This window comes from Halorussus amylolyticus (genome assembly GCF_004143485.2).
GTDB lineage: Archaea > Halobacteriota > Halobacteria > Halobacteriales > Haladaptataceae > Halorussus > Halorussus amylolyticus.
Genome location: NZ_ML974130.1, coordinates 119,682 through 142,979, shown reverse-complemented (window position 1 = coordinate 142,979; position 23,298 = coordinate 119,682). Strand labels below are relative to the sequence as shown.

Annotated in this window: 28 protein-coding genes; 16 read left to right on the top strand and 12 right to left on the bottom strand. The window is 66.6% G+C overall.

The genetic code is table 11. The features are described 5' to 3' along the window. Positions 1-15: 15 nt before the first annotated feature. The 7 genes from EKH81_RS00725 to EKH81_RS00700 all read right to left on the bottom strand — a co-directional run bounded on the left by EKH81_RS00725 (position 16) and on the right by EKH81_RS00700 (position 6,467). On the bottom strand, positions 16-1,335 hold the full coding sequence (locus tag EKH81_RS00725) for an aspartate aminotransferase family protein (protein ID WP_132059321.1): 1,320 nt from the start codon (positions 1,333-1,335) through the stop codon (positions 16-18). Between the two features lie 666 nt (positions 1,336-2,001). Then, complete coding sequence (locus EKH81_RS00720) at positions 2,002-2,943, bottom strand: cupredoxin domain-containing protein (RefSeq protein ID WP_202935027.1); 942 nt, start codon at positions 2,941-2,943, stop codon at positions 2,002-2,004. Between the two features lie 381 nt (positions 2,944-3,324). Next, the gene (locus EKH81_RS19520; protein ID WP_238392088.1) at positions 3,325-3,474 is read right to left on the bottom strand and encodes a hypothetical protein; all 150 of its coding nucleotides are present in this window, start codon (positions 3,472-3,474) and stop codon (positions 3,325-3,327) included. Next, positions 3,471-5,279: a helicase C-terminal domain-containing protein gene (locus EKH81_RS00715; RefSeq protein ID WP_132059320.1), complete on the bottom strand. Its 1,809-nt coding sequence runs from the start codon at positions 5,277-5,279 to the stop codon at positions 3,471-3,473. The genes EKH81_RS19520 and EKH81_RS00715 overlap by 4 nt, the downstream gene beginning before the upstream one ends. 267 nt (positions 5,280-5,546) lie before the next feature. After that, positions 5,547-5,951: a PIN domain-containing protein gene (locus EKH81_RS00710; RefSeq protein WP_132059319.1), complete on the bottom strand. Its 405-nt coding sequence runs from the start codon at positions 5,949-5,951 to the stop codon at positions 5,547-5,549. Beyond that, a complete protein-coding gene (locus EKH81_RS00705; RefSeq protein WP_394352032.1) occupies positions 5,951-6,268 on the bottom strand; it encodes a DUF7557 family protein in 318 nt (105 codons plus the stop codon). Before EKH81_RS00705 ends, EKH81_RS00710 begins: the two co-directional genes overlap by 1 nt. Continuing rightward, positions 6,258-6,467 (bottom strand): DUF7561 family protein, encoded by a 210-nt coding sequence (locus EKH81_RS00700; protein WP_132059318.1) that lies wholly within the window; start codon positions 6,465-6,467, stop codon positions 6,258-6,260. The genes EKH81_RS00705 and EKH81_RS00700 overlap by 11 nt, the downstream gene beginning before the upstream one ends. A 113-nt stretch (positions 6,468-6,580) precedes the next feature. Here EKH81_RS00700 and EKH81_RS00695 point away from each other — a divergent pair, with 113 nt between their 5' ends. Both EKH81_RS00695 and EKH81_RS00690 read left to right on the top strand, forming a co-directional pair. Then, positions 6,581-6,907 carry a HalOD1 output domain-containing protein gene (locus EKH81_RS00695; protein WP_132059317.1) on the top strand — a complete coding sequence of 109 codons (327 nt, stop codon included), beginning with the start codon at positions 6,581-6,583 and terminating at the stop codon, positions 6,905-6,907. Between the two features lie 82 nt (positions 6,908-6,989). Continuing rightward, on the top strand, positions 6,990-7,853 hold the full coding sequence (locus EKH81_RS00690) for a YkgJ family cysteine cluster protein (RefSeq protein WP_132059316.1): 864 nt from the start codon (positions 6,990-6,992) through the stop codon (positions 7,851-7,853). Between the two features lie 23 nt (positions 7,854-7,876). Here EKH81_RS00690 and EKH81_RS00685 read toward each other — a convergent pair whose 3' ends face one another. Beyond that, complete coding sequence (locus tag EKH81_RS00685) at positions 7,877-8,053, bottom strand: DUF5786 family protein (RefSeq protein ID WP_238392111.1); 177 nt, start codon at positions 8,051-8,053, stop codon at positions 7,877-7,879. Between the two features lie 217 nt (positions 8,054-8,270). On the opposite strand from EKH81_RS00685, the gene EKH81_RS00680 reads away from it, so the two are divergent. After that, on the top strand, positions 8,271-9,284 hold the full coding sequence (locus tag EKH81_RS00680) for a DUF5784 family protein (RefSeq protein ID WP_132059314.1): 1,014 nt from the start codon (positions 8,271-8,273) through the stop codon (positions 9,282-9,284). Positions 9,285-9,380: 96 nt separating this feature from the next. Here EKH81_RS00680 and EKH81_RS00675 read toward each other — a convergent pair whose 3' ends face one another. Continuing rightward, positions 9,381-9,665, bottom strand: coding sequence for a DUF5789 family protein (locus EKH81_RS00675; protein WP_132059313.1), 285 nt, complete (start codon positions 9,663-9,665; stop codon positions 9,381-9,383). Between the two features lie 148 nt (positions 9,666-9,813). Here EKH81_RS00675 and EKH81_RS00670 point away from each other — a divergent pair, with 148 nt between their 5' ends. After that, on the top strand, positions 9,814-10,602 hold the full coding sequence (locus EKH81_RS00670) for a PHP domain-containing protein (RefSeq protein WP_132059312.1): 789 nt from the start codon (positions 9,814-9,816) through the stop codon (positions 10,600-10,602). Between the two features lie 79 nt (positions 10,603-10,681). Beyond that, positions 10,682-10,846 carry a DUF6757 family protein gene (locus EKH81_RS19225; protein ID WP_202935026.1) on the top strand — a complete coding sequence of 55 codons (165 nt, stop codon included), beginning with the start codon at positions 10,682-10,684 and terminating at the stop codon, positions 10,844-10,846. A 63-nt stretch (positions 10,847-10,909) separates the two neighbouring features. Here EKH81_RS19225 and EKH81_RS00665 read toward each other — a convergent pair whose 3' ends face one another. Next, positions 10,910-11,230, bottom strand: coding sequence for a 4Fe-4S dicluster domain-containing protein (locus EKH81_RS00665; RefSeq protein WP_132059311.1), 321 nt, complete (start codon positions 11,228-11,230; stop codon positions 10,910-10,912). 207 nt (positions 11,231-11,437) lie between these two features. Between EKH81_RS00665 and EKH81_RS00660 the strand changes: the two genes are divergently transcribed. Further along, on the top strand, positions 11,438-11,905 hold the full coding sequence (locus tag EKH81_RS00660) for a cupin domain-containing protein (protein WP_132059310.1): 468 nt from the start codon (positions 11,438-11,440) through the stop codon (positions 11,903-11,905). Here the strand turns inward: EKH81_RS00660 and EKH81_RS00655 are convergent. Then, complete coding sequence (locus EKH81_RS00655; RefSeq protein WP_132059309.1) at positions 11,902-12,141, bottom strand: hypothetical protein; 240 nt, start codon at positions 12,139-12,141, stop codon at positions 11,902-11,904. The genes EKH81_RS00660 and EKH81_RS00655 overlap by 4 nt on opposite strands. A 133-nt stretch (positions 12,142-12,274) precedes the next feature. Here EKH81_RS00655 and EKH81_RS00650 point away from each other — a divergent pair, with 133 nt between their 5' ends. Next, positions 12,275-13,510, top strand: a complete 1,236-nt coding sequence (locus EKH81_RS00650; RefSeq protein ID WP_238392086.1) for an MFS transporter — start codon at positions 12,275-12,277, stop codon at positions 13,508-13,510. A gap of 31 nt (positions 13,511-13,541) precedes the next feature. Beyond that, complete coding sequence (locus tag EKH81_RS00645) at positions 13,542-14,333, top strand: aldo/keto reductase (RefSeq protein ID WP_132059307.1); 792 nt, start codon at positions 13,542-13,544, stop codon at positions 14,331-14,333. A gap of 227 nt (positions 14,334-14,560) precedes the next feature. Here EKH81_RS00645 and EKH81_RS00640 read toward each other — a convergent pair whose 3' ends face one another. Beyond that, positions 14,561-15,067: a 2'-5' RNA ligase family protein gene (locus tag EKH81_RS00640; RefSeq protein ID WP_132059306.1), complete on the bottom strand. Its 507-nt coding sequence runs from the start codon at positions 15,065-15,067 to the stop codon at positions 14,561-14,563. A 454-nt stretch (positions 15,068-15,521) separates the two neighbouring features. Between EKH81_RS00640 and EKH81_RS00635 the strand changes: the two genes are divergently transcribed. The 8 genes from EKH81_RS00635 to EKH81_RS00600 all read left to right on the top strand — a co-directional run. Beyond that, positions 15,522-16,775: an argininosuccinate synthase gene (locus tag EKH81_RS00635; RefSeq protein ID WP_132059305.1), complete on the top strand. Its 1,254-nt coding sequence runs from the start codon at positions 15,522-15,524 to the stop codon at positions 16,773-16,775. Position 16,776: 1 nt separating this feature from the next. Further along, positions 16,777-18,234, top strand: a complete 1,458-nt coding sequence (gene argH / locus EKH81_RS00630; protein WP_132059304.1) for an argininosuccinate lyase — start codon at positions 16,777-16,779, stop codon at positions 18,232-18,234. 187 nt (positions 18,235-18,421) lie between these two features. Next, positions 18,422-18,586, top strand: coding sequence for a lysine biosynthesis protein LysW (gene lysW / locus EKH81_RS00625; RefSeq protein ID WP_132059303.1), 165 nt, complete (start codon positions 18,422-18,424; stop codon positions 18,584-18,586). Between the two features lies 1 nt (position 18,587). Then, positions 18,588-19,454: a lysine biosynthesis protein LysX gene (lysX, locus tag EKH81_RS00620; protein ID WP_132059302.1), complete on the top strand. Its 867-nt coding sequence runs from the start codon at positions 18,588-18,590 to the stop codon at positions 19,452-19,454. After that, entirely contained in the window at positions 19,454-20,572 is a 1,119-nt protein-coding gene (argC, locus tag EKH81_RS00615) for an N-acetyl-gamma-glutamyl-phosphate reductase (RefSeq protein WP_132059301.1), read from the top strand. Before lysX ends, argC begins: the two co-directional genes overlap by 1 nt. Further along, positions 20,569-21,519, top strand: a complete 951-nt coding sequence (locus EKH81_RS00610; protein WP_132059300.1) for an acetylglutamate/acetylaminoadipate kinase — start codon at positions 20,569-20,571, stop codon at positions 21,517-21,519. Before argC ends, EKH81_RS00610 begins: the two co-directional genes overlap by 4 nt. Then, entirely contained in the window at positions 21,516-22,655 is a 1,140-nt protein-coding gene (locus EKH81_RS00605) for an aspartate aminotransferase family protein (protein WP_132059299.1), read from the top strand. Before EKH81_RS00610 ends, EKH81_RS00605 begins: the two co-directional genes overlap by 4 nt. Continuing rightward, positions 22,652-23,298 (top strand): M20/M25/M40 family metallo-hydrolase (locus tag EKH81_RS00600; protein ID WP_162224476.1); only part of this gene is annotated, 647 nt, incomplete at its 3' end. The genes EKH81_RS00605 and EKH81_RS00600, both read left to right, overlap by 4 nt.

Genomic DNA, 23,298 nt, shown 5'->3' with positions numbered 1-23,298 from the left:
CAGTTTCGTTCTGATTCAGAGTTCCGCCAGCACTTCGTCTGCATCCTCCAGATATTCCCGGAGGTGGTCGTCGGTGTGCGCGAGCGAGAGGTGGTGACGCTTGTAGGGGTTCGGCGTGAAGAAGTGGCCGCGCTCGCGCATCCCGACCGCGAACTCGCGGAATCGCTCCTCGTCGATACCCACCACGTCGGCGTACGTCCGGGGTTCGTCGGTCGCGCCGAACTGGACGCTGAAGATGCTCCGATGGCCGACGACCCGGCCCTCGATTCCGCGGTCTTCGAGCAGGTCGGCGAGACCCTCTCGATACGCTCTCCCGAGTCGGGTCAGGTGGGCCTGCACGTCCTCCTCCTCGAGTAGCCGAAGCGTCTCGCGGGTCGCGGCCAATCCCGTCGGGTGGCCTGAGTACGTCCCGCTGATGACGACGCCCGAGGTGTTGTTGCCGCCCGCCTGTTCCAGTAGGTCGCGTCGGCCGCCGACCGCCGCGACCGGGTAGCCGTTGCCCATCGCCTTCGCCACGCAGGTCAGGTCCGGGGTGACACCGAGTCCGGCCTGCGCGCCCCGGGGCGAGTGACGGAACGCCGTGATGACCTCGTCGAAGATGAGGGGAACGTCGCGGGCGTCGGTCTCGGATTCGAGCGCGTCGAGGAAGTCGCCGGTCGGGTGGAGACACCCGACCGAGTGGGGAATCGGTTCGAGGATGACGCCCGCGAGGTCGTCTCCGTGTTCGGCCATCGCCGCGCGGAACGCCTCGGGGTCGTTGAACGGCACGACCACGGTGTTCTCGACCGCGGCGGGAAGCATCCCCTCGGATTCGGGGTGGCGCGCGCCGAGTTCGTCGGCGGGCGGGTAGACGCTCACGTCCACGTAGTCGTGCCAGCCGTGGTAACACCCCTCGAATTTGAGAATTTTGTCGTTGCCCGTGTGCGCGCGAGCGAGTCGAATCGCGTGGTAGGTCGCTTCGCTCCCGCTGTTGCAGAAGTTCACCATCTCGACGCTCGGCAGGAGGTTGGCGAGTCGCTCTGCGACTTCGGCTTCGAGTTCGGTCGTTCCGGCCCCGAACAGCACGCCCTCGTCGATTGTGGCTTTGACCGCGGCGTCCACCTCGTCGTGACCGTGACCGAGGACGATGGGACCGAACGCGAGGTGGTAGTCGGTCAGCGTCTCGCCGTCGACGGTCGTGAGGGTCGCGCCGCTCGCGCGCTCGAACGCGGCGGGGTACGGGTCGTGGGCCTGCGCGCGCAGGCCGGTCTGTGCGCCGCCGGGAACGACCGCTCGCGCGCGTTCGAAGACGGCTTCGCTTCGCGAGGTCGCGTCGGATGTGGAGTCGTCTGTCATCGGGGTTTCTTGCTCGCCAGCGACGGACTCGACGGCCTTGGCGTTATGGGGTCCGGCAGGCGGTACTGTTCGAATGGCGAGTTGGAACTGAGACCACGTCCTCGAAAGCCCTCGGTCGCTCGACTCCCGCGGCTCGCTGCGCGCGTCGCTCCGTTCAGTCGCTGTCGTGCTTGCACCGGAAGACGTCGCTTCGCTCGTCTTCCGAGCCTTCGGTCACTTCGTTCCCGAAGACGTCGCCGGGGTTCGTCGAGCGCCGGGAGAGCGAAGCTCTCCCGAGGTCACGCGAGCACCGCGAGCGTGACCGACCTCGCCCTTCCAGTCCACCAGGCCGGCCAAGGGATTGATTCACCGAGCGCAACGGTCGTTGACCGCGCTTATCTGAACACTACCCCGGCAGGCGACGGAGTCCTAGACGGTGGAGTTTCGCAGAGGGTGGAGTCCGGTAGACGGTGGAGTTCCGCAGACGACCGGACGACCATCGAGAGTCGAGGCCGACCCAAAATATTATTTCTCTCGGTCCGTTTCCGTCGAATATGGACGACGACACGCGACAGAAGCTCATCTCGATATTTCTGGTGTTGCTGATGATAACCTCGGGCGTCGCCTACGCGGCGTCGTTCTTCTGAACGACGCCGCGAGCGGTAGGTGACTCCTCGATAGCGGTCGCTACGCGCTTTCGTCGTCGGTGGTCGTCGCTTCTGTTTCGCCATCGGTCGTCGCTTCCGTCTCGTCAGTCGTCTCGCCATCGCTTCCGGTCTCGGTCGTCGCGGTCCCGGTCGCCTGGCCCGGACACGGCGGGAACCCCTCGACGCGGAGGAACAACTGCTTGCTCGCCGGGTCGAGGTCGTCCCAACTGACCCGGCGTTCGTCCACGATTGCGTCGGGAGCGAGCGCCGGGTCGGTGAGAACCGCGTAGGCCCCGAATCTCGGGAGCGCGGGTTCCTCCTCGCCGCCCTCCGCAGTCGTCTCACCGTCCGCTTCTTCGGTGGTCGTCATCTCTTCCGCGGTCGTGGTTCCCTCGCCCGCACACAGGTCCGGGAGCGGGTCGGCGGCCGGACCGCTCGGCGACCCGACCACGATTCGCATCGCGTGACCGAATATCTCGTGGGGCGCGCAGTGGAGTTCGTATACGCCCTCCTGGTCGAAGGTGTAGAGCCAGTAGCCGCCCTCCGGGAGCGCCGGGGCCGAGAACGGCGGCACGCCGTCTGGCACCCGCGGAACGTAACCGAACTCGGGATGGTAGGCCGTCACCGTATGGTGGGGCGACTCGTAGTTGAACCGCACCGTTTCGCCCGATTCGATGTAGAGACCGGTCGGTTCGAAGACGAACTCCGGAATCGGAGCGTCCCGCGGCCGGATTTCGAGCGCGACTTCGTGTTGCGGGCTGACCGGCGGGTCCTCGTCGTCCGTCTGGGCCGGATAGCCGTACACCGGGTCGATTTCGCCGTCCTGTCTCGCCAGTTCGCGGGCCTCCGCGGGCGTGTCGGCGGCGCTCGCACTCGCGCTCCCGAGCGCCGCGAGCGCACCCGCGCCGCCGAGCGCGCGCAGGACGGTTCGGCGTTTCGTGGTCGATTCTCCGCGCTCCGCGTCGGTTTGGAAACCCCCCATGGTCCGAGCGTGGTTCACCGTCATTTCCGATAAAGCTATTCGTGGTCTCGGGCGGTGTTCGGCTACATCGCGAGATGCGACGGAACGACGGGGGATTCGTGCCGACCGCCCTTCCACCAGTGGATGCGCCGCGCGCTCGGCCGCGTCTGCGGTGCGGTCGCGGCCGAGCGTGCAGGCGGGGAGGCACGGGGCGCGGTGCTGTGCGGTGCGGTCTTCATAGGTACCGGGAGTAGGTAGCGTCTCGCTTCGAGACCGTCGATAGCTCGCGTCTCGCTTCGAGACCGTCAACAGCGTTTTGTTCTTCGAAAGCCCCCGCCCGGTCGCGGTCGCTGACCGACATATCCGCCTCTCTCCGCACCGCCCGAGGCGGATAGGGGCCGGTCAGACGACCAAGACGAGCGCGACCGGGCGGCCCCTTTCAGTCCCGTGAGGAACGAACGGGACGTCGAAAGACGCGTCTTTCGGAATTCCCACCCCGTCGTTCGTGTCCTTCGGCCGTTTTCCGGCGGTTATGTCACCGAGCGCAATCACACGCTGTCGTCCCACACGTCCGCCATCGGACTCTTTCGGTCGCGTCCGCCCGAAGATTTCGACCGGGCTTGCGAACGAGACCCCGACGACGTGGACCCGGTGGCCGAGTTCCGACGCCGATTCGGCCTCGAACGTCCACCCCCGCCAGAACGCCCACCCGCACCCGACTCACTCGCGCTCGCGGGGTCGAACTCGGGGAGGTCCGGCCGACTCATGCGCTCGACCTGCTCGGCGAACCACGGCGGGGTGTCGGTCTCCGCGCGGTCGAAGACTTGGAGGAGGCTCGAATCCGCGAGGTAGGTCGCGCCGTGGTCGTCGGGCGACCGGACGACCCGGCCGCACGCCTGAATCACGGTCCGGAGCGCGGCCCGGTAGTACCACGCCCACTGGCCGTCTTCGAGGCGGTGGGCGACCCTCGAATCGCGGGTGTTGAGAAACGGGGCCTTGCAGATGACCTGCCAGCGCGCGAGGTCGCCTTTCAAGTCGAGCGCTTCTTCCATCTTCACCGAGAGGAACACCTCCTCGCCGTCGGTCGCCTTCCACGATTCGAGTTCGGCGTCGCGGTCGTCCTTGTCGTGGATTCTAACGCGGTCGCCGACGCCGAACTGGTCGAGGGTCTCGGCGAGCCGGTCCTGAATCGCGTAGGAGTGGGCGTGGACGATGCCCTTCTCGCCCCGGTGGGCCTGCATGATTCGGACGAGGACGCGCGCGATTTGCGGAAGCGTCTCGTCGCGATTCTCGTAGGTCATCTTCCCCTGGGTCACGTCGTAGAGCGGCCGGTTCTCGACCGGGAAGGTGTGGTCCACGTCCACGAGCGCGACGTTCTCGGGGTCGAGACCGACCTGCCGACAGAAGGCTTGCTTGTTCAGAATCGTGGCCGAGAGGAGCGCGAATTTGTTGCCCCGCTCCCAGACGGTGTGACTGAGATACCGCTCGGGATTCATCGGCTTGATGGTGATGGCTCCGCCCTCGCCGTCCGGTTGGTCCACGACCCACGTCGTCGCGCTCCGGGAGTCGCGGTAGTCCTCCACGAACCAATCGAGTTCGCCGATGAGTTCCTGCAGACGGTCGCGTTTCGCGGCCTCCGGCGGACTGAGTTCCTGCTGGGCGACGAGGTCGTCTTTCTTCCTGCGACAGACGTTCACGAGTCGGTCGGCGTACTCGACCGCCCTGTCGAGACCCGTGATTTCGGGCACCTTCAGGTCGTCCCAGATGGGGACCGTCCGGGGATTCAGGTCGATGGTCGCGTACATCTCGGCCCATTCGGCGAGACCGTGGGCCTCGTCGATGACCACCACGTCGCGCTTGCGAAACACCTCCGACCCCGCGGTTCGCATGAAGTACGCCAGCGTCATCGCCGCGATTTCGCGGTTGCTCGCGATGGCCCTGTCCGAGAAATAGGGACACCGATGTTTGACCGAACAGTCGTAGCCCTTCTCGCGGGCGCAGGGAGCGCGATTGACCGGAGTGTCAGTCTCGCCCGGCAGGATGCACGAGTAGTTTCGCTTTCCCCGGATGATTTTGAGGTCCGTGAGCAAATCGTCCTCGGCCACGTCGTCCAGTTGGGAGACCTGCGGCGTGGTGTAGTACGCCCCGGTGGCGTCGCTCGGCGCGGCGTCGTCGGCCCGGCGGGCGCACCCCGCGATGGACCGCGCGAGGAGGGACTTGCCGCTTCCGGTCGGCGCGCGGACCAACACCACGTCGTTGCCCTCGGCGAAGGCCGCGCGGATATCGGCGAGCGCCTCGCGCTGGGTCCCGCGAAAGGAGGGCGCGGGAAATTCGTCCAGAATCCGCTCGGGGTTCACTACTCCGAGTGACGGCGGTCGGGCGGATAAAGGCTGTTGGTTCGGGCGGGTTCAGTTGTAGAGATGTTCTGTGTGCGAGCAGAACCTACTGCTTGGTCGCTCCAAATCGCCGTGTGAACTACGACGGAGCAGACCTCGAAAGTCCCACCCGTGGCAGTTAGTTCGCTGGCTGTCTTCGATGCCCGGTTCGCTAGCTGTCTCCGATGGATAGCTCACCGAGCGCGAGGTCACTGAAGCCGACAGAGAAAAATAGAGTCCGTCAATCTCTCAGTACGGGTCGTATTCGGCCACGTCGAGGACCTCCCGCACCTCGGGGTTCCAGAAGTGCTTCTCGGCGGTCGCGAACGTCGCGCCGTGCTCCTTGGCGCTCGCGGCGATGAGCGCGTCCGGGTGGCCCGCGGGGACGCCACGTGCGAGCAGTTCCTCCTGAAGTTCGGCGGCCGCGACCGTCGTCCGTTCGGTCACGTCCAGCACGTCCATCGAAGACGTAATCGCCTGCCGAATCGTTGCTACGTCACCGCCGATGTAGCCGTGTATCGACCCCATCAACGCCTCGTACAGCACGATGTTCGAGACGGCCCACGGCTCGGTTTCGTGGTCCTGCAAAAACCGTCTCGCGTCGGAACTGCCGTCGAGATAGTCGCCGAGAAGGTTGTTGTCGAGACAGAGCATCACGAACACTCCTCGTCGTCGAGGCCGCGTTCGAATCCGCTTCGGAGTTCTCCACGCATCCGTTTCATGCCCTCGCGGGTGTCTTCGGTCTCGTCGGCGAGGACGCCGAATCCGCTCCATTTGTTCGCACTCGTGAGTCGATTGATTACGTCCTCGAAGCTCTCTCCTTCGCGTTTTTCCAACTCCAGCCGTCGCTTCGTCTCGTTCGAAACGCGAATCGACGTGTCGGACAGGAATATGCATACGTATGCGTATGCATTAAAGCTGTGGGCGATGTGGGGCCGACGATTTCCGACGATTCTCGACTCACGCCTCACCGAGCGCGGACACGTCCTCGCCGGTCGGGTCGTCCGGGAGGCGGTCCATGCAGTCGAAACAGAGGAAGTGTTCGGTCCCGTCGGAGTCGAACTCCAGCGTCATCCCGCCGGTGGACTGGGTTTCGAGCGTCCAGATGTTGGCGATGCCGCCCGCGATAGTGACCCGGTCGCCACACCCGTCGCAGGTCTGTTTGCCCATGTGTCGCCAAAGCGGGCGGAGAGCCAAAGCCCTGCCGACGGATTCCGAACCGCATATATACGAGTTCGTTGTGAGACAGGGTATCACAGTCGGTTCGGCCCGACTGAGACACAATGAGCCACGAACCAAATTCTCCCGTCGATGTCGCGAGCGCGCCCGGCGAGGACTCGTCGAACGTCCACCAGACTGTTCACGACTCGGAGGGCGACGGCACGCTCGTTAAAACGGTACTCGAAGCGTTGGAGGACGCGTCCGGGCTTCCGATTGACGAGATGAGCGTCCGCCTGTACGACAGCATCGACCCCGACGCGCTCGACGCCATCTTCGCACCGACTCGGAACGGTCGCGGGCGCGACCGAGGGCACGTCTCGTTCGCGGTCGGCGAGTTCGCGGTTACGGTCCACGCCGACGGTCGCGTGTTCGTCCGGCAACTGGGCTGAGTGTCGGTCTCCGGCCGAAGCACCGAGTGTTCGTACGCCCGACAGTTTATTTCGTTCGGCCGCGTATCTTCGCGGGATACCGATGGAGGTGAACTGCGAGGGGTGCGCTGGCTGCTGTCTCGACTGGCGAGCCATCGCGCCCGACCCGAGCGACCACGAACGCAGAGGCCCCCGAACCCCGCTCGACGACACCTACAACCTCGTTCCGCTGACCCGCGACGACGCGAGGGCGTTTCTCGACGCGGGACTGGCGGACGCGCTGACGCCGCGACTCTGGCGCGACGACGACGGCGTCGAAATCGACGGCGTCTCGGTCGCGGCCATCGACGGCAGGCCGGTCTTCTTCCTCGGACTCCGGAAGGCTCCCAAGCCCGTCGGCCCGTTCGACACCGATTCGACGTGGCTTCCGACCTGCGCGTTCCTCGACCCGACCACGCTCCGGTGTCGGATTCACGGCGACGAGACCTACCCGACCGAGTGCGCCGAGTACCCCGGTCACAACCTCGAACTCGGGAGCGAGACCGAGTGCGAGCGCGTCGAGGCGGCGTTCGGCGGTGACCGACTACTCGACTCGGAGCCGCCCGACGGCCTGTCGGCGCTCCTGCTCGGACCGCAAGCCATCGGCCAGAAGGTGTTCGTCTTTCCCGACCCCGACCGGCTGGCGGGCGTCGTCGCACGCGCCGAGTCCGAAGACTTGACCGACGACGACCGCGCGCTGTTCGCCGCGGCCGCAGTCGCGGCCGCGCCCGGCACGACGACCACCGACGACGAGAGATTCGAGGCCGCGCTCGCCGAGGCCCGCGCGGCCGACTCGTGGGTCGGCCGCGCCATCGACGAGTGGGAGTCGCGTGCAGGCGAACTCGGCGCGGACGCTCCCGACCCGGAGGTCGCCGAGCGCGTCGAGGACGCACGCGGCGCTCCCGAGACCCGCGGCTGGGGAGCGTGAGATAACAGAACTGGAAATCGGTCTTACTTTCCGGCCTTGATTTCTTCGAACTGGTCGAGGAGGGCCTCCGCCGAATCGCCGGAGTCGTATTCCACCGTGCCGTGGTAGGTCGTCCGGTCGTCGTCGTCGCTGACGTCGACCGTGTTGTTCTTACGTTCCCGGCGTTCGTGTTCGGCTTCGTCATAGGCACCCATTGACATGACAACCACACTCATGGGTAGGGAGCAAGAGCTAATGAATGTAACGGATAATCACATTCTTTGCGTCCCGTGAAAGGAGGTCAAATTACCCGACTCTGGTAAAATTCGGGATGAATCGGCGGGGAAAAGTTGGTTTCCGACCACTCAGTCTCGGCCTCGGCGCGCCCGCGTCTGACGCGACAAAACACGTAAATTGCTCGCGTGACAAGAAACCACCGTGGCAAGTCCGCTCCGCTTTCGCCGCTCTACGGAGCGGTGGACTGACAACAGGGTCGAACGCGACCTCTACGAACCGCTGAACGGGAAGTTCGGTGCGACGATACTCACGCCCCACTACGCCGGACCAAACGGGTACGAGACGCGACGCATCGAGATGGAGAACGGCGACCTCGCGCTCTTTCTCTGGAGCGACGACGACGCATTCTGGCTCGGCAACACCGAGACGCCTTCGACGCTTTGGCGCACCGAGAAGTACACTTTCGACCAAGTTCCCTATCCCATCGCCCGGTGGGCGCAGCGAGAACTCCTCGCTGACCTGCAAGTCGAAGCGCCGTGGCTGGCCGACCACGACCACCTCGCGTGGTTCTTCCTCCCGGTGCTGTTCTCGAAGGACGGCCGCGAGTCCACCCGGGAGTTCTTCCGCGAACACGCCGCCGGATTTCCGGACGCGACTCGCGACGACGCGCTCTCATTCTACGAGGAGTTCCTCGGAACCGGCGTTCTCGACGAGTATCGATACACGATGGCGTCGAAACTCGGCACCAGTCCGCAGGTGGACCCCGTCCGGATGGCGTCGGCGATGAGCGAGTTCACCGCCGCGAAGGTGCTGACCGACGCGGGCTACGAGGTCACGCCCGAAATCGAGGTCACGACGGGCCACTCGCTCGACTTCAGGGCCGACCCGCCGAACGGAAACGGCGAATCGCCGCTGGTCGAGGTCACCCGCCCGCGCCCGCCCACGCGCCGACGCGCCTCCACGCCGGTCGCGGCGGTGCGCGAGACGGCCGAGACCAAGACTACGGGCCAACTCAAGAAACACGGCGGCGGCGCAGTGCTGTTCGTGGACTGTTCGAGCTTTCGGGACGACGAGTGGGACGCGGTCAGGGGCGAACAGCCGGGCGTGCGACACCGGCCCGCGGTGGTGCTTCGAACTCGGCCGTCCGGCAACGTCGAAGCCTACAGCAAGGGGTCGGTGCCGCTAGACCTCGGCGGAGCCGTCGAGTGGGTGTAGGACGGTAGTGCCGGTCAGAGAGTATTGGTCGGATAGTGTTGGTCGGACCCGAGCCGATGGCTCGGGTCCGGCCAAACGGGAAAAAGCGGCCGTCGGTCAGAAGCTGACCTGCTCGGGGCCGGTCGTTCCCAACACGGTCGGGTCGCGGTCGCTGTACCCCTCGCGGCCGATTGCCTTGCTGCTCACCGCCGAGTAGAGGGTCGCTTCGGCCTCGCCGGGCGCGTCGAACGTCTCGCCGCCCACGCGTGCGAACACGTCGCCGAGCGTCTCGGTTCCGTTCGGCAGGTCGAGTTCGTACTCGCCGTAGGAGTCGGCGAGCTGGTCGGTCGTCGCGGGGTAGTCGTGTTGGCGGAGCAGTTTGGTCGCGCGTTTCAGTGACATCACCAGATTCTAAATCAAAGTTAATGATAAAGCTTGTCGTCGAGGAGTTTGGTCGGCCTTAAGGTCTTAAAGGAGGCGTTTCGGTCGCGAAACGTCGCCCGACGAGCGTTGCGAAGCGCTTTCGAACCCGACGCGCCGAGTAGCGAGTATGAGCGTCTTCGCGGACCTCCACGTCCACACGACCAACTCCGACGGCGAGATGGAGCTGTCGGAACTGCCGGAAGCCGCCCGCGACGCGGGCGTCTCCATCGTGGCCGTCACCGACCACGACCGACTACACCCCGAACTCCCGACGCCCGTCGGCGTCCTCGACGGCGTGACGGTCGTCCACGGCGTCGAGTTCCGGGTCGAGGCCCCCCACGGCGAGCGGGTGGACCTGCTCGGCTACGGCGTCACCCCGACGCCCGAACTCACTGCGGAGTTGGACCGACTCCAGACCGACCGCGAGGAGCGCGGGCAGCGAATCATCGAGAACGTCGAGGACCACCTCGGCGTGGACCTCGGCGTCGAAGCGCGGGCGGGAATCGGCCGCCCGCACGTCGCTCGCGCCATCGCGGACCACCCGGACACCGACCTCGACTTCAAGGGAGCGTTCGACGAACTCATCGGCAACGGCGGCCCGTGCTTCGTCGCTCGCGACGTGACCGAGTTCGAGCGCGGCGTCGAACTCCTGACCGACGCGTGCGGACTGGTCGGACTCGCCCACCCCTTCCGGTACGACGACCCCGAGGCCGCGCTCGAACTGACCGAGCATCTCGACGCCGTCGAGCGATACTATCCCTACGACCGTGAGGTGGACACCCGTCCGGTCGAGCGCGCCATCGCGGACCACGACCTCGTGCCCACGGGCGGGAGCGACGCCCACGACCACACGCTCGGGCGCGCAGGTCTCTCGAAGCCGGAGTATCGCCACTTCCGGTCGGCCGTTTCGTTGTAGGTGTCGGTCGGTTTCGAGGTAATCGCTCGAAACCGACCGAGGCGTAGCCTTAAATGCGATGGGGAACCTACTCGGGAGTATGCGGTGTCACTACTGCGACCGGGAAGCGTCGTTCGTCCCCGAGAAGGGCGGCGTCCGGGTGGGTCTCTGCGACGTGCACTTCCGCGAGCAGTTCGAGTACCTCGCAGACGCCGACGCGCTGGCGTCCCTCCGGCAGGAACTCGACATGGACCGACCAGAGTAGCGCTCGCGAGCGGTCGGCGTCGCCACTGCTGTCGAATCTGCGGCGTCGAAGAGAAAGACGGATTTAGGCTCGACCGGCGTCCACGTCGATGGCGTCCACGGGACACACGTCCACGCAGAGCATGCAGTCGATGCACTGGGCCTCGTTGGCGGGGTCGGCCTTGCGCTCGCTCTCGGGGTGGTCGGGCGAGTCTACCCACTCGAACACGTCGACGGGGCAGTCCTCCAGACACGCGCCGTCCGCGATGCACAGGTCGAAGTCCACCGCGACGTGGGTGCCGTGGATGCCGAGCTTTTCGGGTTCGTCTACGGGACCCCACACGTCGTGTCCGTCGTGGGTGTCCACCTTCTCTCGATTTTCGTGGAATTGCGGGTCGATAGCCATATTCTTCACCTACTCCCGTCCACGGCGAGCAGATACTTAAAACGAAGTTCCCTACTTAAAAGTATCGGCGAGAGAACAAGTTTAGGTGAGGCTAAAACCGCGTGACGTGGGCGGGGGTCCAGCTTTCGTCCCCGTATCACGGCGTAACGGTTTAAGTCGGGTCGAAGGTTCGGTGGGGCTTTGTCGCCCGGCGACCATGCCGCCGCCATGAAGAAGATTCGAATCGAGGACGTGGAATCGTGGATGGGACCGGCCGACGTGAAGCGCCCGCTGACGAAGCAACTCGGAACGACGGACGTGGCGGTGAACTACTACGAACTCGCACCCGGCGACAGCTTCGGGTTCGGCTACCACGCCCATTCGGACCAAGAAGAGGTGTTCTACGTCGAGTCGGGCACGGTCACGTTCGAAACTGAGGGCGGACCCGTCGAGGTGAGTTCGGGCGAAGTCGTCCGGTTCGGACCGGGCGAGTTCCAGCGCGGCGTGAACCGGGGCGACGAGCGCGTGGTCTCGCTCGCGCTCGGCGCACCCAAGGACGGCGGCGAACTGGAGATGCGCCGGGACTGTCCGGAGTGCGACGACCGAACCGAGAACGCCATCGAGCGCGCGCCCGACGCCGACGCGCTGGTGACGATTTGCGTCGAGTGCGGAGCCGAGACCGGACGGTTCGACTAATTTCGCTCGCACTTCGGGTCGGGGCCGAACGCCTTCCATCCGAGTCCGAGGAGGGCCACCGTCAGCACCGTCACGAGTACTTGGACGAGACCCGCGCCGAGACCCCCCGCGACCGCACCGCCAGTAACTGCCGCGCCCCCAATTGCCGCTCCGCCGACCGCCGCGCTTCCGAGACAGCAGAGACTCGCCACGCCGCCGAGTCCGAGGAGCGTCCACGAAGAATCGCGTTCAGTCATGGACGACGATTCTCGCGCGTGACCTTCGACCTTTTGTTTCCGAGTCTACACAAATTGGCTTCAGCGAGCGCTTTTGACGGGCGGCCGACAATCTCGATTCGTTCCCGTGTTCGACCACCGACCGCCGTCGCCCGTGTCCAAATACTACGTCTATCAGGCGACCGTGTCGTTCGGGTTCTTTTCGCCCGTCTTCACCCTCTTTCTGCTCGACCGCGGTCTCGATTACACCGCCATCTCGACGCTGAGCGTGGTGTACGCCGTGCTGACCGTCGTCGGCGAGATTCCGTCGGGCTACGTCGCCGACCGAATCGGTCGGCGAAACAGCCTCCTCCTCGGGTCGGGGTTCATGACGGTCTCGATTCTGGGGTTCGCGGTCGTCGAGTCGTACGCGGGTCTGACAGTGCTGTACGTTCTCTGGACCCTCTCGCTCGTCTTTCGGTCGGGGTCGGGAGACGCGTGGCTCTACGACACGCTCGAAGCCGAACTGAACGAGAACCGATTCGCGCACGTCCGCGGGCGCGGCGAGTCGGTCAGGCAGGCGGTGACCGTGGTCGCCATGCTCGCGGGCGGAGTCCTGTTCAGCATCGACCCGAGGTACCCCTTCCTCGCCTCGGGCGTGCTGAACGGCGCGGGAGTCGTCGTCCTGCTCACGCTCCCGAAGAATCGCCAGTACGTCGAAGGCGGCGACAACGGTGAAGTGGGCGACGGTGCAGAGAACGCAGACGCCGAGACCTTCACCGTCCTCGAAGCCCTCCCGGTCCTGCGCGAGCAGTTGACTCGCCCGCCGCTCCGGTGGTTCGTGGTGTACGCCGCGCTCTTCTTCGGCGTCGTGGAGGCGGTCAACACCTACGTCCAGCCGATTAGCACCGAGACGCTCGGCGTCCCGGTCGCCTCGATGGGACTGCTGTACGCCGCGTTCACCGGGGTCTCCGCGGTCGCGAGCTACTACGCCGGAGCGGTTCGGGGCCGGTTCGGCGTTCGCGGCGCGGTGTCGGTAGTTCCGGTCGTCCTCGGCGTATCTCTGCTCGCGCCTGTGGTGTGGTCCCCGCTGGCGCTTCCGGCCTTCTTCGTCCTCCGCGGTTCGAAGTCGCTGCTCCACCCCATCGTGACTCAGCACGTCAACGACCACGTCGAGTCGGTCGGGCGCGCGACGGTGCTGAGCGCGGTGTCGATGGCGTACGCGCTCGTCCGGGTGCCGCTCTATCTGCTCGGCGGCGCGGTCGCCGACGCGACCGCGCCGCTGGTCGCGGTCGGCGTCCTCGGCGCGGTGTTCCTCGCGGGAATCGGCGCGGTTCGGGCGTTCGGCTCGCCGGTCGGTCGCGGGGCGACACGCGGGTCGGACACGCACGACCGTTGCCGACGCGCGTAGCTTTTTCCCCTTCGACCGACAGTTCACGCACATGACGACCGTTCCGAGTCCGGGCCTCGGCACCTCCGGCAACGACGACCCCGAGCAGTGCGCCGAGACCGTCCGGACCGCGCTCGAAATCGGCTACAGACACCTCGACACCGCCCAGATGTACGACAACGAGGCCGCCGTCGGCGACGGCATCGCGGTGTCTGCGGTGGACCGCGACGACGTGTTCCTCGCCACGAAGGTCCATCCGAGCAACCTCGCGCCCGACGACGTGGCCGAAACCGCCGCCGAGAGCCTCGGCCGACTCGGCGTCGAGTCGGTCGATTTGTTCTACGTCCACTGGCCGACCGAGGCCTACGACGCCGAGACGACGCTCCCGGCGTTCGACCGCCTGTACGAGGAGGGCGTGACCGAACACGTCGGGGTGAGCAACTTCACCCCGGAACTCCTCGACGAGGCGAGCGAAATTCTCGACGCGCCAATCGTCGCGAATCAGGTCGAGATGCACCCCCTGCTCCCCCAGAACGACCTGCTGGAGTACTGCCGCGAGCGCGACATCACAGTGGTCGCCTACGCGCCCCTCCTCCGGGGCGACGCGGGCGACGTGCCCGAACTCGTCGATATCGCCGAGGACCGCGACACCACCCCGGAAGCCGTCAGTCTCGCGTGGCTGTGCCAGCGCGAGGGCGTGGTCCCCATCCCGAAAGCGACGGGCGAAGCCCACCTCCGAGCGAACTTCGACCCGCTCGAACTCTCGGCCGAGGAAGTCGCACGCATCGACGCCATCGGCCGCCGAGAGCGACTTATCGACCCCGACGACGCGGCGTGGAACTGACTCCAGTACGGGGTCAGTTGGGGGGCCGTGGCCTGCGGTTTCTCGTTTGGAGAGTGCGAGCAGGACGCTTCGGAGGACGGCGAATATGGCGAAGCGTCAAAATCAACAACTGAATCGTCCTGCTCGCACGTCACCTGTGAGAACCGCACCGCACTTCGGTCGCGACGGCTTCGGAGCAGTCCGGCCCTGCCTTGTCGGCGACTCCGAATCGCAGATTCGGAGTCGCCTCACGCCGGAAGCGGGAACTCCGCGACCGTCTCCTCGTAGGTCGCGTCCCAGAGAATCAGGTGCGAGACGGTCCACGTCACCGGTTCGACCTCGCGTTCGGCCAGTCGCTCGGCGGCTTCGATGCTCCCGTCGCGGGCGAGCGTGACGTGAGGCGTGTAATCGTCGCCTTCCAGGCCCTCGATGGCGGAGAACGCGTCGACGAGTTGCCTGTGGACTCGCCACAGTCCCGGACTCTCGACCGTGAGGTACACCACCGGCCCAGTCCCCTTGGTGGGGTGTGCGAAGTAGTCGATGCCGGAGATGCGGATTTCGAACGCTGGCGCGCCGGCGAGCGCAGTTCGGACCTGCTTACGGAGGCGAGCGGTTCCGCCCTCGGGCGCTTCGCCGAGGCGCTTGCAGACGAGCGAGTGGCGGTCTCGAACCGCGTCGAATCCGAACAGGGCGGGTCGAAGGTCCTCGGCGAGGCGCTCGACCGAACCCGGAACCGGGACGCTGAGACTGTACACTGCCAGAACGTCGGTGAGTGCGACACAAGAGCGTAGCGATTCGGCGAGGGCGACAGACGTGCGACCGATGCGGTGGCACGGAGGGTGCCGACCGCGTTCGGGAGACGGAAAATCTCGCCCGGCGTCGGCGCGCTCGCGCCGACGCCGGGCGAGATTCTGAAACGTGTTCGGCGAACGACCGTATCCGGTTCGGGTTCGCCGACTGGCATTCCGAAAGGGTTTAAAACCCTCGCTGACGAATGAGTATTCAATGACGCAGACTCGCGGCTCGGGCGCGTTCGCCCCCATCGAGAGCCGCGAGTCCGGCTCCTTCTCGCCGCGACGACGACCGGGGCGTCTCTAGCCCCACTATTACCTACTCCACCGATTCCGACGCACTTTCCGCTGACGACGCCACGGGTATCGTCCGCGAATTACATTCCGACCACCAGACACGACAACACACCCACCAACCATGACAGGAACATCCAAAGTCGCGCTCGCCTTCTCGGGCGGTCTCGACACCACCGTTTGCGTCCCGCTACTCGAAGAAGAATACGACTACGACGAAGTTATCGGCGTCACCGTCGATGTCGGCCAACCGGCCGAGGAGTTCGACGAAGCCGAGGAAACCGCCGAGGCACTCGACCTCGACCACTACGTCGTAGACGCCAAGGACGAGTTCGCCCAGCAGTGTCTCGACGCGGTCAAAGCCAACGCGACGTATCAGGGCTACCCGCTCGGCACCGCGCTCGCCCGCCCGGTCATCGCCGAAGCGATTCTCGAAGTCGCCGAAGAGGAGGGCTGTGAGGGCATCGCGCACGGCTGTACCGGCAAAGGAAACGACCAGCTCCGGTTCGAAGCCGTCTGGCGCGACTCGGACCTCGAAGTCATCGCGCCCGTCCGCGAACTCGGCCTGACCCGCGAGTGGGAGATGGAGTACGCCGCCGAGAAGGACCTCCCCGTCGAGGGCGGCAACGAGGGCGACTGGAGTATCGACACCAACCTCTGGAGTCGCTCCGTCGAGGGCGCGGACCTCGAAGACCCCGGCTACGTCCCGCCGGAGGACATCTACGAGTGGACCGAGACGCCCTCGGGCGACATCGAGACAATCGAAATCACGTTCGAGGAAGGCACGCCCGTCGCCATCGACGGCGAGGAGATGCCCGCCGTCCAACTCATCGAATACCTCAACGACCTCGCGGGCGGCCACGGCGTCGGTCGCTCCGACCTGATGGAAGACCGCATGCTCGGCCTGAAGGTGCGCGAGAACTACGAGCACCCCGCCGCGACCACGCTTCTCAACGCCCACGCCGCGCTCGAAGAACTGGTCCTCACGAAAGAGGAACGCGACTTCAAGACGCAGGTGGACGACCAGTGGGCGCAGAAGGCCTACGAAGGTCTGCTCTCGGCCCCGCTCGTGGACGCGCTCGACGGCTTCGTTGACACGACCCAAGAGAAGGTCACGGGCACCGTCACCGTCAAGTTCGAGGGCGGACAGGCCCGCGCGGTCGGCCGCGAGAGCGAGTACGCGGTGTACTCCGAGTCGGCCGCCTCGTTCAACACCGAATCGGTGGACGGCATCGCCCAAGAGGACGCGACCGGCGTGGCGAAGTACCACGGCTTCCAGTCGCGTCTCGCGAACAAAGTGACCGCCGAGGCCGAGGCGAAGAAGGCCGAACTCCTCACCGACGGAAGCGGCGACGACGAGAGCGCGGAGGAACAGTAACATGACGGAGGAGAGCGAGTCCGCGTCCGACGTGGTTCGCCGCGAACGCTTCAGCGGCGGCCCCGCCCGCGGGTTCCTCTCCTCGATGGACGCCGACGCGCGCATCTTCGCCGCCGACCTCGCGGTGGACCGCGCGCACGTCGTGATGCTCGCCGAGCAGGGAATCGTGACCGACGACGAAGCCGCGACCATCCTCGCGGCGCTCGAAAGCGTCGAGGACGCGGGATTCGACGCGCTCCCCGACGGCGAGGACGTTCACGCCGCAATCGAAACCGCGGTCATCGAGCGCGTGGGCGACGTAGGCGGGAAGATGCACACCGCGCGCTCGCGCAACGACGAAGTGGCGACCTGCATTCGCTACCGCCTGCGCGAGGACGTGCTGGACGCAGTCGAGACCACGCTGGGGCTTCGGGAGGCGCTCGCCGAGACCGCGAGCGACCACACAGAGACCGTGATGCCCGGCTACACCCACCTCCAGCCCGCACAGCCGACGACCGTGGGTCACTACCTGCTCTCCTACGAGCAGGCGGTGGCGCGCGACACCGAGCGACTGTTCGACGCCTACGAGCGCGTGAATCGGTCGCCCCTCGGGTCGGCCGCGTTCGCGGGCACGCCCTTCGACGTGGACCGCGAGCGCACCGCCGAACTGTTGGGATTCGAGTCGGTCCTCGACAACTCGATGGACGCGGTTTCGACACGCGACTTCCTCGTGGAGGTCGTGGCCGCGCTCTCGAATCTCGCCACCACGGTCTCGGGACTCGCAGAGGACCTCATCATCTTCTCGAACAAGGGGCTGGTCGAGCTTTCGGACGACTACGCGTCCACGTCGTCCATCATGCCCCAGAAGAAGAACCCCGACACGCTCGAACTCGTTCGGGCGACCGCCGGGGACGCTTCGGCGGGACTGAACGGCCTGCTCACGACGCTGAAAGGCCTGCCTCGCGCGTACAACCGCGATTTGCAGAAGGCCACACCCCACGCGTGGGACACCGTGGACGAAGTGACCGAGGCGGTCGCGGTCGCCGCCGGTGCGGCGGCGACCGCGACGTGGGACGAGGCGGCGCTCGCCGACGCGGCTGGCGAGGGCTTCTCGACCGCGACCGGGGTCGCCGACCTGCTCGCGATGCAGGGCGTTCCCTTCCGGAAGGCCCACGAAATGGTTGCGGAGGCCGCAGAGGAGGGTGCCGATTACTCGGCGCTCGATTCGGCCGCCGAATCGGTTCTCGGTGACTCGCTCGACGCGTACGTCGAGCGCGCGGCGGTCGAGGCCGCGCTCGACCCCGAGAAGAGCGCGGCCTCGCGCGATTCGGTCGGCGGACCCGCGCCCGAGAGCGTCTCGGAGACGCTCTCGGTCGCGGAGGCCGCGATTGCCGCCGACGCCGACGCGCTCGGAGACGAGCGCGCGGCGCTCGATTCGGCCGCCGAGCAACTCCAGACGGAGGTGAGTCGGTTTGCCTGAGCCGCGACCGATTCCACCACAGCCGGTCCCCCTCGGGACCGAATTTATATATCCTCGAAGTCCGCGAACGGACTTCGCCTGACGCAGTATTTGCCAGTTTAACGCCTTTAGACGCGTCTTTTCACTATGGAAATATTCTGACAAGTTCGACGGCTTTAAGTACTTCCGAGCGGTACGGGGAAGTACGATGGTAGAATGCGTCGAGTGCGGGGCCGACGTGGCCCTCCACGATACGGCAGAAGCTGGAGAGATAGTAGACTGCACGACCTGCGGCGCGGAACTGGAAGTCGTCGAGCGAAACCCGCCAGTCCTCGACCGAGCCCCGGAGCTCGAAGAGGACTGGGGGGAGTAAATTGCTGATTGGATTACTCTACTCCCGGATTCGGAGAGACGAGAAACTGCTCCTCCAAGAGCTACGCGACCGCGGCCACGAGGTCGCCAAGATAGACGTACGCAAACAGCGGTTCGGGCTGACCGACGCGCCCGACGACCTCGCGGACTGCGACGTGGTCGTGGACCGGTGTCTCGCCACGAGTCGGAGCCTCTACGCCACGAAGTTCTGCGAGGCGTACGGCATCCCCGTCGTCAACTCCGCGGACACCGCCGAGACGTGCGCCGACAAGGTCCAAAACAGCCTCGCGCTCGCGGGAGCAGGCGTCCCCACGCCCGCGACCGACGTGGCGTTCACCAAGGAGTCGGCGATGGAGAGCATCGAGGCGTTCGGCTACCCGTGCGTCCTCAAGCCCGTCGTCGGCTCGTGGGGCCGCCTGATGGCGAAAATCGACTCGCGGAGCGCCGCGGAAGCGATTCTCGAACACAAGGCCACGCTCGGCCACTACGAGCACAAGGTGTTCTACGTCCAGGAGTTCGTGGACAAACCCGGCCGGGACATCCGCGTGGTCGCCACCGACGGCGAACCCATCGCGGCGATGGTCCGGTCGTCGGACCACTGGCTCACGAACGCCGCGAAGGGCGCGGAGACCGCCGAGTTCGAACTCGACGCCGAGGCCGAGCAGTTGGTGAAGGACGCCAGCGACGCGGTCGGCGGCGGCCTGCTCGGAATCGACCTGATGGAAACAGGCGATTCGTACACCGTCCACGAGGTCAACCACACGGTCGAGTTCAAGGCGCTGAACGACGCCGTCGAGACCGACGTGCCCGCGAAGGTGGTCGATTGGCTCGAAACGAAGGCTGGCGCGAAACAGGAGGTGGTCGCCTGATGGCGGTCGGAGGCGAGACGGAGACGGAAGCAGAGACGAAGACGGACGCGGCCGACGCCGAAGCGTCGGCCGCGTCCGGCGAAACCCTGACCGCCACCGTAATCGGCGGTTCCGGGTTCGCTGGCGGCGAACTCCTGCGCCTGCTCGCGGGTCACCCGAACTTCGACCTCGCGGGCGCGACCAGCAGGCAGTACGCCGGGAAATCGGTCGGGTCGGTCCACCCGAATCTGCGCGGGACCGACCTGCGGTTCTCCGACCCCGCCGACCTCGACTCGGTAGACGTACTCTTTGCGGCGACTCCCCACGGCGTGTCGATGAACCAAATCGAGTCGTTCTACGATGTCGCCGACACCGTGGTCGATTTGAGCGCGGACTTCCGGCTGAACACCGAAGCCCAGTACGAGGAGTGGTACGACGGCCACGACGCGCCCCAATTCCTCGACAACGCGGTCTACGCCCTGCCGGAACTCCACCGCGAGGACCTGCCGGATGCGGACCTCATCGCGGCAGGCGGCTGTAACGCCACCGCGACGATGCTCGGCCTCTACCCCCTGTTCGACGGCGAGATTCTGGACGGGAGCGAGCAAATCGTCGCCGACGTGAAAGTCGGCTCCTCGGAGGGCGGCGCGGGCGCGAGCAAGGCCGGAAGCCACCCCGAGCGCTCGGGCGTGGTCCGGCCCTACGCGCCGACCGGCCACCGCCACGAAGCCGAAATCGAACAGGAGTTGGGAGCCTCCGTCTCCTTCACGGCCCACGCCGTGGACATGGTTCGCGGCGCGGCCGCGACCTGCCATGTCTTTCCGAACAGCCCTGTCTCGAAGGGCGACCTCTGGAAGGCGTTCCGCGGGGCCTACGAAGACGAACCCTTCGTCCGGCTTCAGTCGGGCGGAAGCGGCGTCTACCGCTACCCCGAACCCAAGGCCGTGGCGGGGACGAACATGGCCGAAGTCGGCTTCGAACTCGACCCGACGAACAAGCGCATCGTGGTGTTCAGCGCCATCGACAATCTGGTGAAAGGTACGGCCGGGCAGGCGGTTCACGCCGCCAACATCGCGCTCGGCTTCGAGGAGACTGCGGGACTCGACTTTCAGGGACTCCACCCGGTGGGAAGCCCATGACGGAGACCATCGACACCGAAGACGAACTCGAAGCGGCCCACGCACAGTTAATCGACAACGACCTCGGCGACGACGGACTCCGAACGGATGGCGGAGTCACCGAGGACGAGAGCGCCCCGGTCGTCGTCAAAATAGGCGGCGCGCGCGCCGTGGACCCGGCGGGCGCGCTCGCGGACGTTGCCCACCTCGTCGCGAACGGCGAGGACGTGGTGGTCGTCCACGGCGGTTCGACCGCCGTGGACGACGCCTTAGAGCGCATGGGCGAGCAAGCCGAATACGTCGAGACGCCGGGCGGCGTGGTCGGACGGTTCACCGACGAGACCACGATGGAGGTGTTCGAGATGGTCCTGCCCGGAAAGCTCAACACCGACCTCGTGGCCGGACTCCAGAACGAGGGCGTGAACGCCGTCGGACTGTCCGGCGTAGACGGCAAACTCCTGACCGGCCCGCGCAAGTCGGCGGTCAAGGTCGTCGAGGACGGCCGGAAGAAAATCAAGCGCGGCGACCACTCGGGCAAAATCGAGTCGGTCAACGCCGACCTCCTGAAGACCCTGCTCGTGGGAAGCTACGTTCCGGTCGTGACCGTGCCCGCGCTCGCAGAGGAGAAAGAGGGCGGCTTTACCCCCGTGAACGCCGACGCCGACCGCGCGGCCGCCGCGGTCGCGGGCGCGCTCGGAGCCGAGTTGGTCATGCTGACTGACGTGTCCGGCGTCTACGAGGACCCCGATGATTCGGCGACGCTCATCGACTCGGTGGGGTCGCCCGCCGAACTGGAAGCCGCCGAGAGCGCCGCCGAGGGGTTCATGACGAAGAAGGTCATGGCCGCCGTGGAGGCGCTGGAGGGCGGCGCGAACTCGGTGACGGTCGCGGACGCGAACAACCGCGACCCAATCACCGCGGCCCGCAACGGTCACGGAACGACCTTCGAACCGGAGGCGGTCAGATGACGGGGAGCTTCGTCTACTCCGAGAAGCCCATCCGAATCGAACGCGGCGAGGGACCGCACCTCTACGACGACGCTGGGAACGAGTACCTCGACTTCGGCGCGAGCTACGGAGTCGCGGCGGTCGGCCACTCCCACCCCGAAGTCGTCTCGGCGGTCCAGTCGCAGGTCGAGAAGCTGACGTTCGTGCAGGCGAGCTATCCGAATTCGGCCCGCGACAGCCTCTACGAGAAGCTCGCGGCAGTCGCGCCCGACGGCCTCGAAAACGGCTGGCTCTGCAACTCCGGGACGGAGGCCAACGAGGCCGCCATCAAGTTCGCCCGGAGCGCGACCGGGAACTCGAAGGTCATCGCGGCGATGAAAGGGTTCCACGGCCGGACGATGGGGTCGCTCGCCGCGACGTGGAAACCCAAGTACAAGAAGCCGTTCGAACCGCTCGCGGGCGATTTCGAGTTCGTCCCCTACGGCGACGAGGAGGCCCTCGCCGACGCGGTGGACGACGAAACGGCGGCGGTCCTGCTCGAACCGATTCAGGGCGAGGGCGGCGTGAACCCCGCGCCCGAGGGCTACCTCGCGGCGGCCCGTGAGGCGACCGAGGACGCTGGCGCGGCCCTGATTTTCGACGAGATTCAGACCGGACTCGGCCGGACGGGCGCGCTCTGGGCGTGCGAGAAGCGCGGCGTCGTGCCCGACGTGCTGACCTCCGCGAAGGGACTCGGCGGCGGCCTCCCGGTCGGCGCGACCCTTTGTGCCGACTGGGTCGCCGAAAATTCGGGACCGCACGGTTCGACGTTCTCGGGCGGCCCGGTCGTCAGCGCCGCGGCGGAAGCCACCCTCTCGACCATCGTCGAGGAGGACCTGCCCGGCAACGCCGAGACGGTCGGCGCTCACCTCCAGTCGAAACTGAGGGGTTCCGAGTTACCGATTCGCACGGTACGGGGCGAGGGTCTCATGCTCGGGGTGGAAGTCGGCCGGGGCGCGAACCGCGTCCTGCGCGAACTCGCGATGAATCACGGCGTGCTCGCGCTCCCCGCGGGCCGGACTGTGGTACGCCTGCTTCCCCCGCTGGTCGTGGACGAGAGCCACGCCGACGAGGTGGCGGCGGCGCTCGAAGACGCGCTCGCGGAGGTGACGGCGTGAGCGCCAGCGCAATCGAAACCGACGAGACGGCCCGCGACCTGCTCGTGGACCTCGTCTCGATTCCCTCGGTCTCGGGCGACGAGCGCGAGTGCGCCGAGCGCCTCGCGGCGTTCTTCGAGGACGCGGGTCGAGAAGTTTGGATAGACGAGGCGGGCAACGTACGCGCTCCCGCGGACGACTCGGTCCTGCTGACCTCGCACATCGACACCGTACCGGGTGAGATTCCGGTCGAAGTGAAAGACGGCGAACTCTGGGGACGCGGGAGCGTGGACGCCACGGGACCGCTCGCCGCGATGGCGGTCGCTGCCGTTCGGACGGGCGTGAGTTTCGTCGGCGTCGTCGGCGAGGAGACCGATTCTCGGGGTGCCCGCTTTCTCGTCTCGGACCGGGACGCACCCGACGCCGTCGTGAACGGCGAACCCTCCGGGTGGGACGGTGTGACCCTCGGCTACCGGGGCTTCCTCGGCGGCGAGTATTCGGTCGCGACCGATTCGGCCCACACCTCCCGGCCCGACCCGAACGCGATTCAGCAGGCGATGGCGTGGTGGTCTCGGGTGGAGTCGGGGGGGGGGGCGGGGGCCCCCCCCCCCCCCCGGGGGGGGCCAGGGACGGCCCAGCCCCGCGACGGGTTGTGGGGGGCCGC

What these genes read in the sequence shown, in the direction of transcription:
- EKH81_RS00685 (WP_238392111.1), bottom strand. Translation starts at nt 8,053, where the DNA reads ATGTCAATGGGTGCCTATGACGAAGCCGAACACGAACGCCGGGAACGT.
- EKH81_RS00670 (WP_132059312.1), top strand. Translation starts at nt 9,814, where the DNA reads ATGAGCGTCTTCGCGGACCTCCACGTCCACACGACCAACTCCGACGGC.
- EKH81_RS00700 (WP_132059318.1), bottom strand. Translation starts at nt 6,467, where the DNA reads ATGGGCAAACAGACCTGCGACGGGTGTGGCGACCGGGTCACTATCGCG.
- EKH81_RS00690 (WP_132059316.1), top strand. Translation starts at nt 6,990, where the DNA reads ATGGAGGTGAACTGCGAGGGGTGCGCTGGCTGCTGTCTCGACTGGCGA.
- EKH81_RS00645 (WP_132059307.1), top strand. Translation starts at nt 13,542, where the DNA reads ATGACGACCGTTCCGAGTCCGGGCCTCGGCACCTCCGGCAACGACGAC.
- EKH81_RS00665 (WP_132059311.1), bottom strand. Translation starts at nt 11,230, where the DNA reads ATGGCTATCGACCCGCAATTCCACGAAAATCGAGAGAAGGTGGACACC.
- argC (WP_132059301.1), top strand. Translation starts at nt 19,454, where the DNA reads ATGGCGGTCGGAGGCGAGACGGAGACGGAAGCAGAGACGAAGACGGAC.
- argH (WP_132059304.1), top strand. Translation starts at nt 16,777, where the DNA reads ATGACGGAGGAGAGCGAGTCCGCGTCCGACGTGGTTCGCCGCGAACGC.
- EKH81_RS00725 (WP_132059321.1), bottom strand. Translation starts at nt 1,335, where the DNA reads ATGACAGACGACTCCACATCCGACGCGACCTCGCGAAGCGAAGCCGTC.
- EKH81_RS00720 (WP_202935027.1), bottom strand. Translation starts at nt 2,943, where the DNA reads ATGGGGGGTTTCCAAACCGACGCGGAGCGCGGAGAATCGACCACGAAA.
- EKH81_RS00605 (WP_132059299.1), top strand. Translation starts at nt 21,516, where the DNA reads ATGACGGGGAGCTTCGTCTACTCCGAGAAGCCCATCCGAATCGAACGC.
- EKH81_RS00610 (WP_132059300.1), top strand. Translation starts at nt 20,569, where the DNA reads ATGACGGAGACCATCGACACCGAAGACGAACTCGAAGCGGCCCACGCA.
- EKH81_RS00655 (WP_132059309.1), bottom strand. Translation starts at nt 12,141, where the DNA reads ATGACTGAACGCGATTCTTCGTGGACGCTCCTCGGACTCGGCGGCGTG.
- EKH81_RS00710 (WP_132059319.1), bottom strand. Translation starts at nt 5,951, where the DNA reads ATGCTCTGTCTCGACAACAACCTTCTCGGCGACTATCTCGACGGCAGT.
- EKH81_RS00635 (WP_132059305.1), top strand. Translation starts at nt 15,522, where the DNA reads ATGACAGGAACATCCAAAGTCGCGCTCGCCTTCTCGGGCGGTCTCGAC.
- EKH81_RS00660 (WP_132059310.1), top strand. Translation starts at nt 11,438, where the DNA reads ATGAAGAAGATTCGAATCGAGGACGTGGAATCGTGGATGGGACCGGCC.
- EKH81_RS19225 (WP_202935026.1), top strand. Translation starts at nt 10,682, where the DNA reads ATGCGGTGTCACTACTGCGACCGGGAAGCGTCGTTCGTCCCCGAGAAG.
- lysW (WP_132059303.1), top strand. Translation starts at nt 18,422, where the DNA reads ATGGTAGAATGCGTCGAGTGCGGGGCCGACGTGGCCCTCCACGATACG.
- EKH81_RS00695 (WP_132059317.1), top strand. Translation starts at nt 6,581, where the DNA reads ATGAGCCACGAACCAAATTCTCCCGTCGATGTCGCGAGCGCGCCCGGC.
- EKH81_RS00675 (WP_132059313.1), bottom strand. Translation starts at nt 9,665, where the DNA reads ATGTCACTGAAACGCGCGACCAAACTGCTCCGCCAACACGACTACCCC.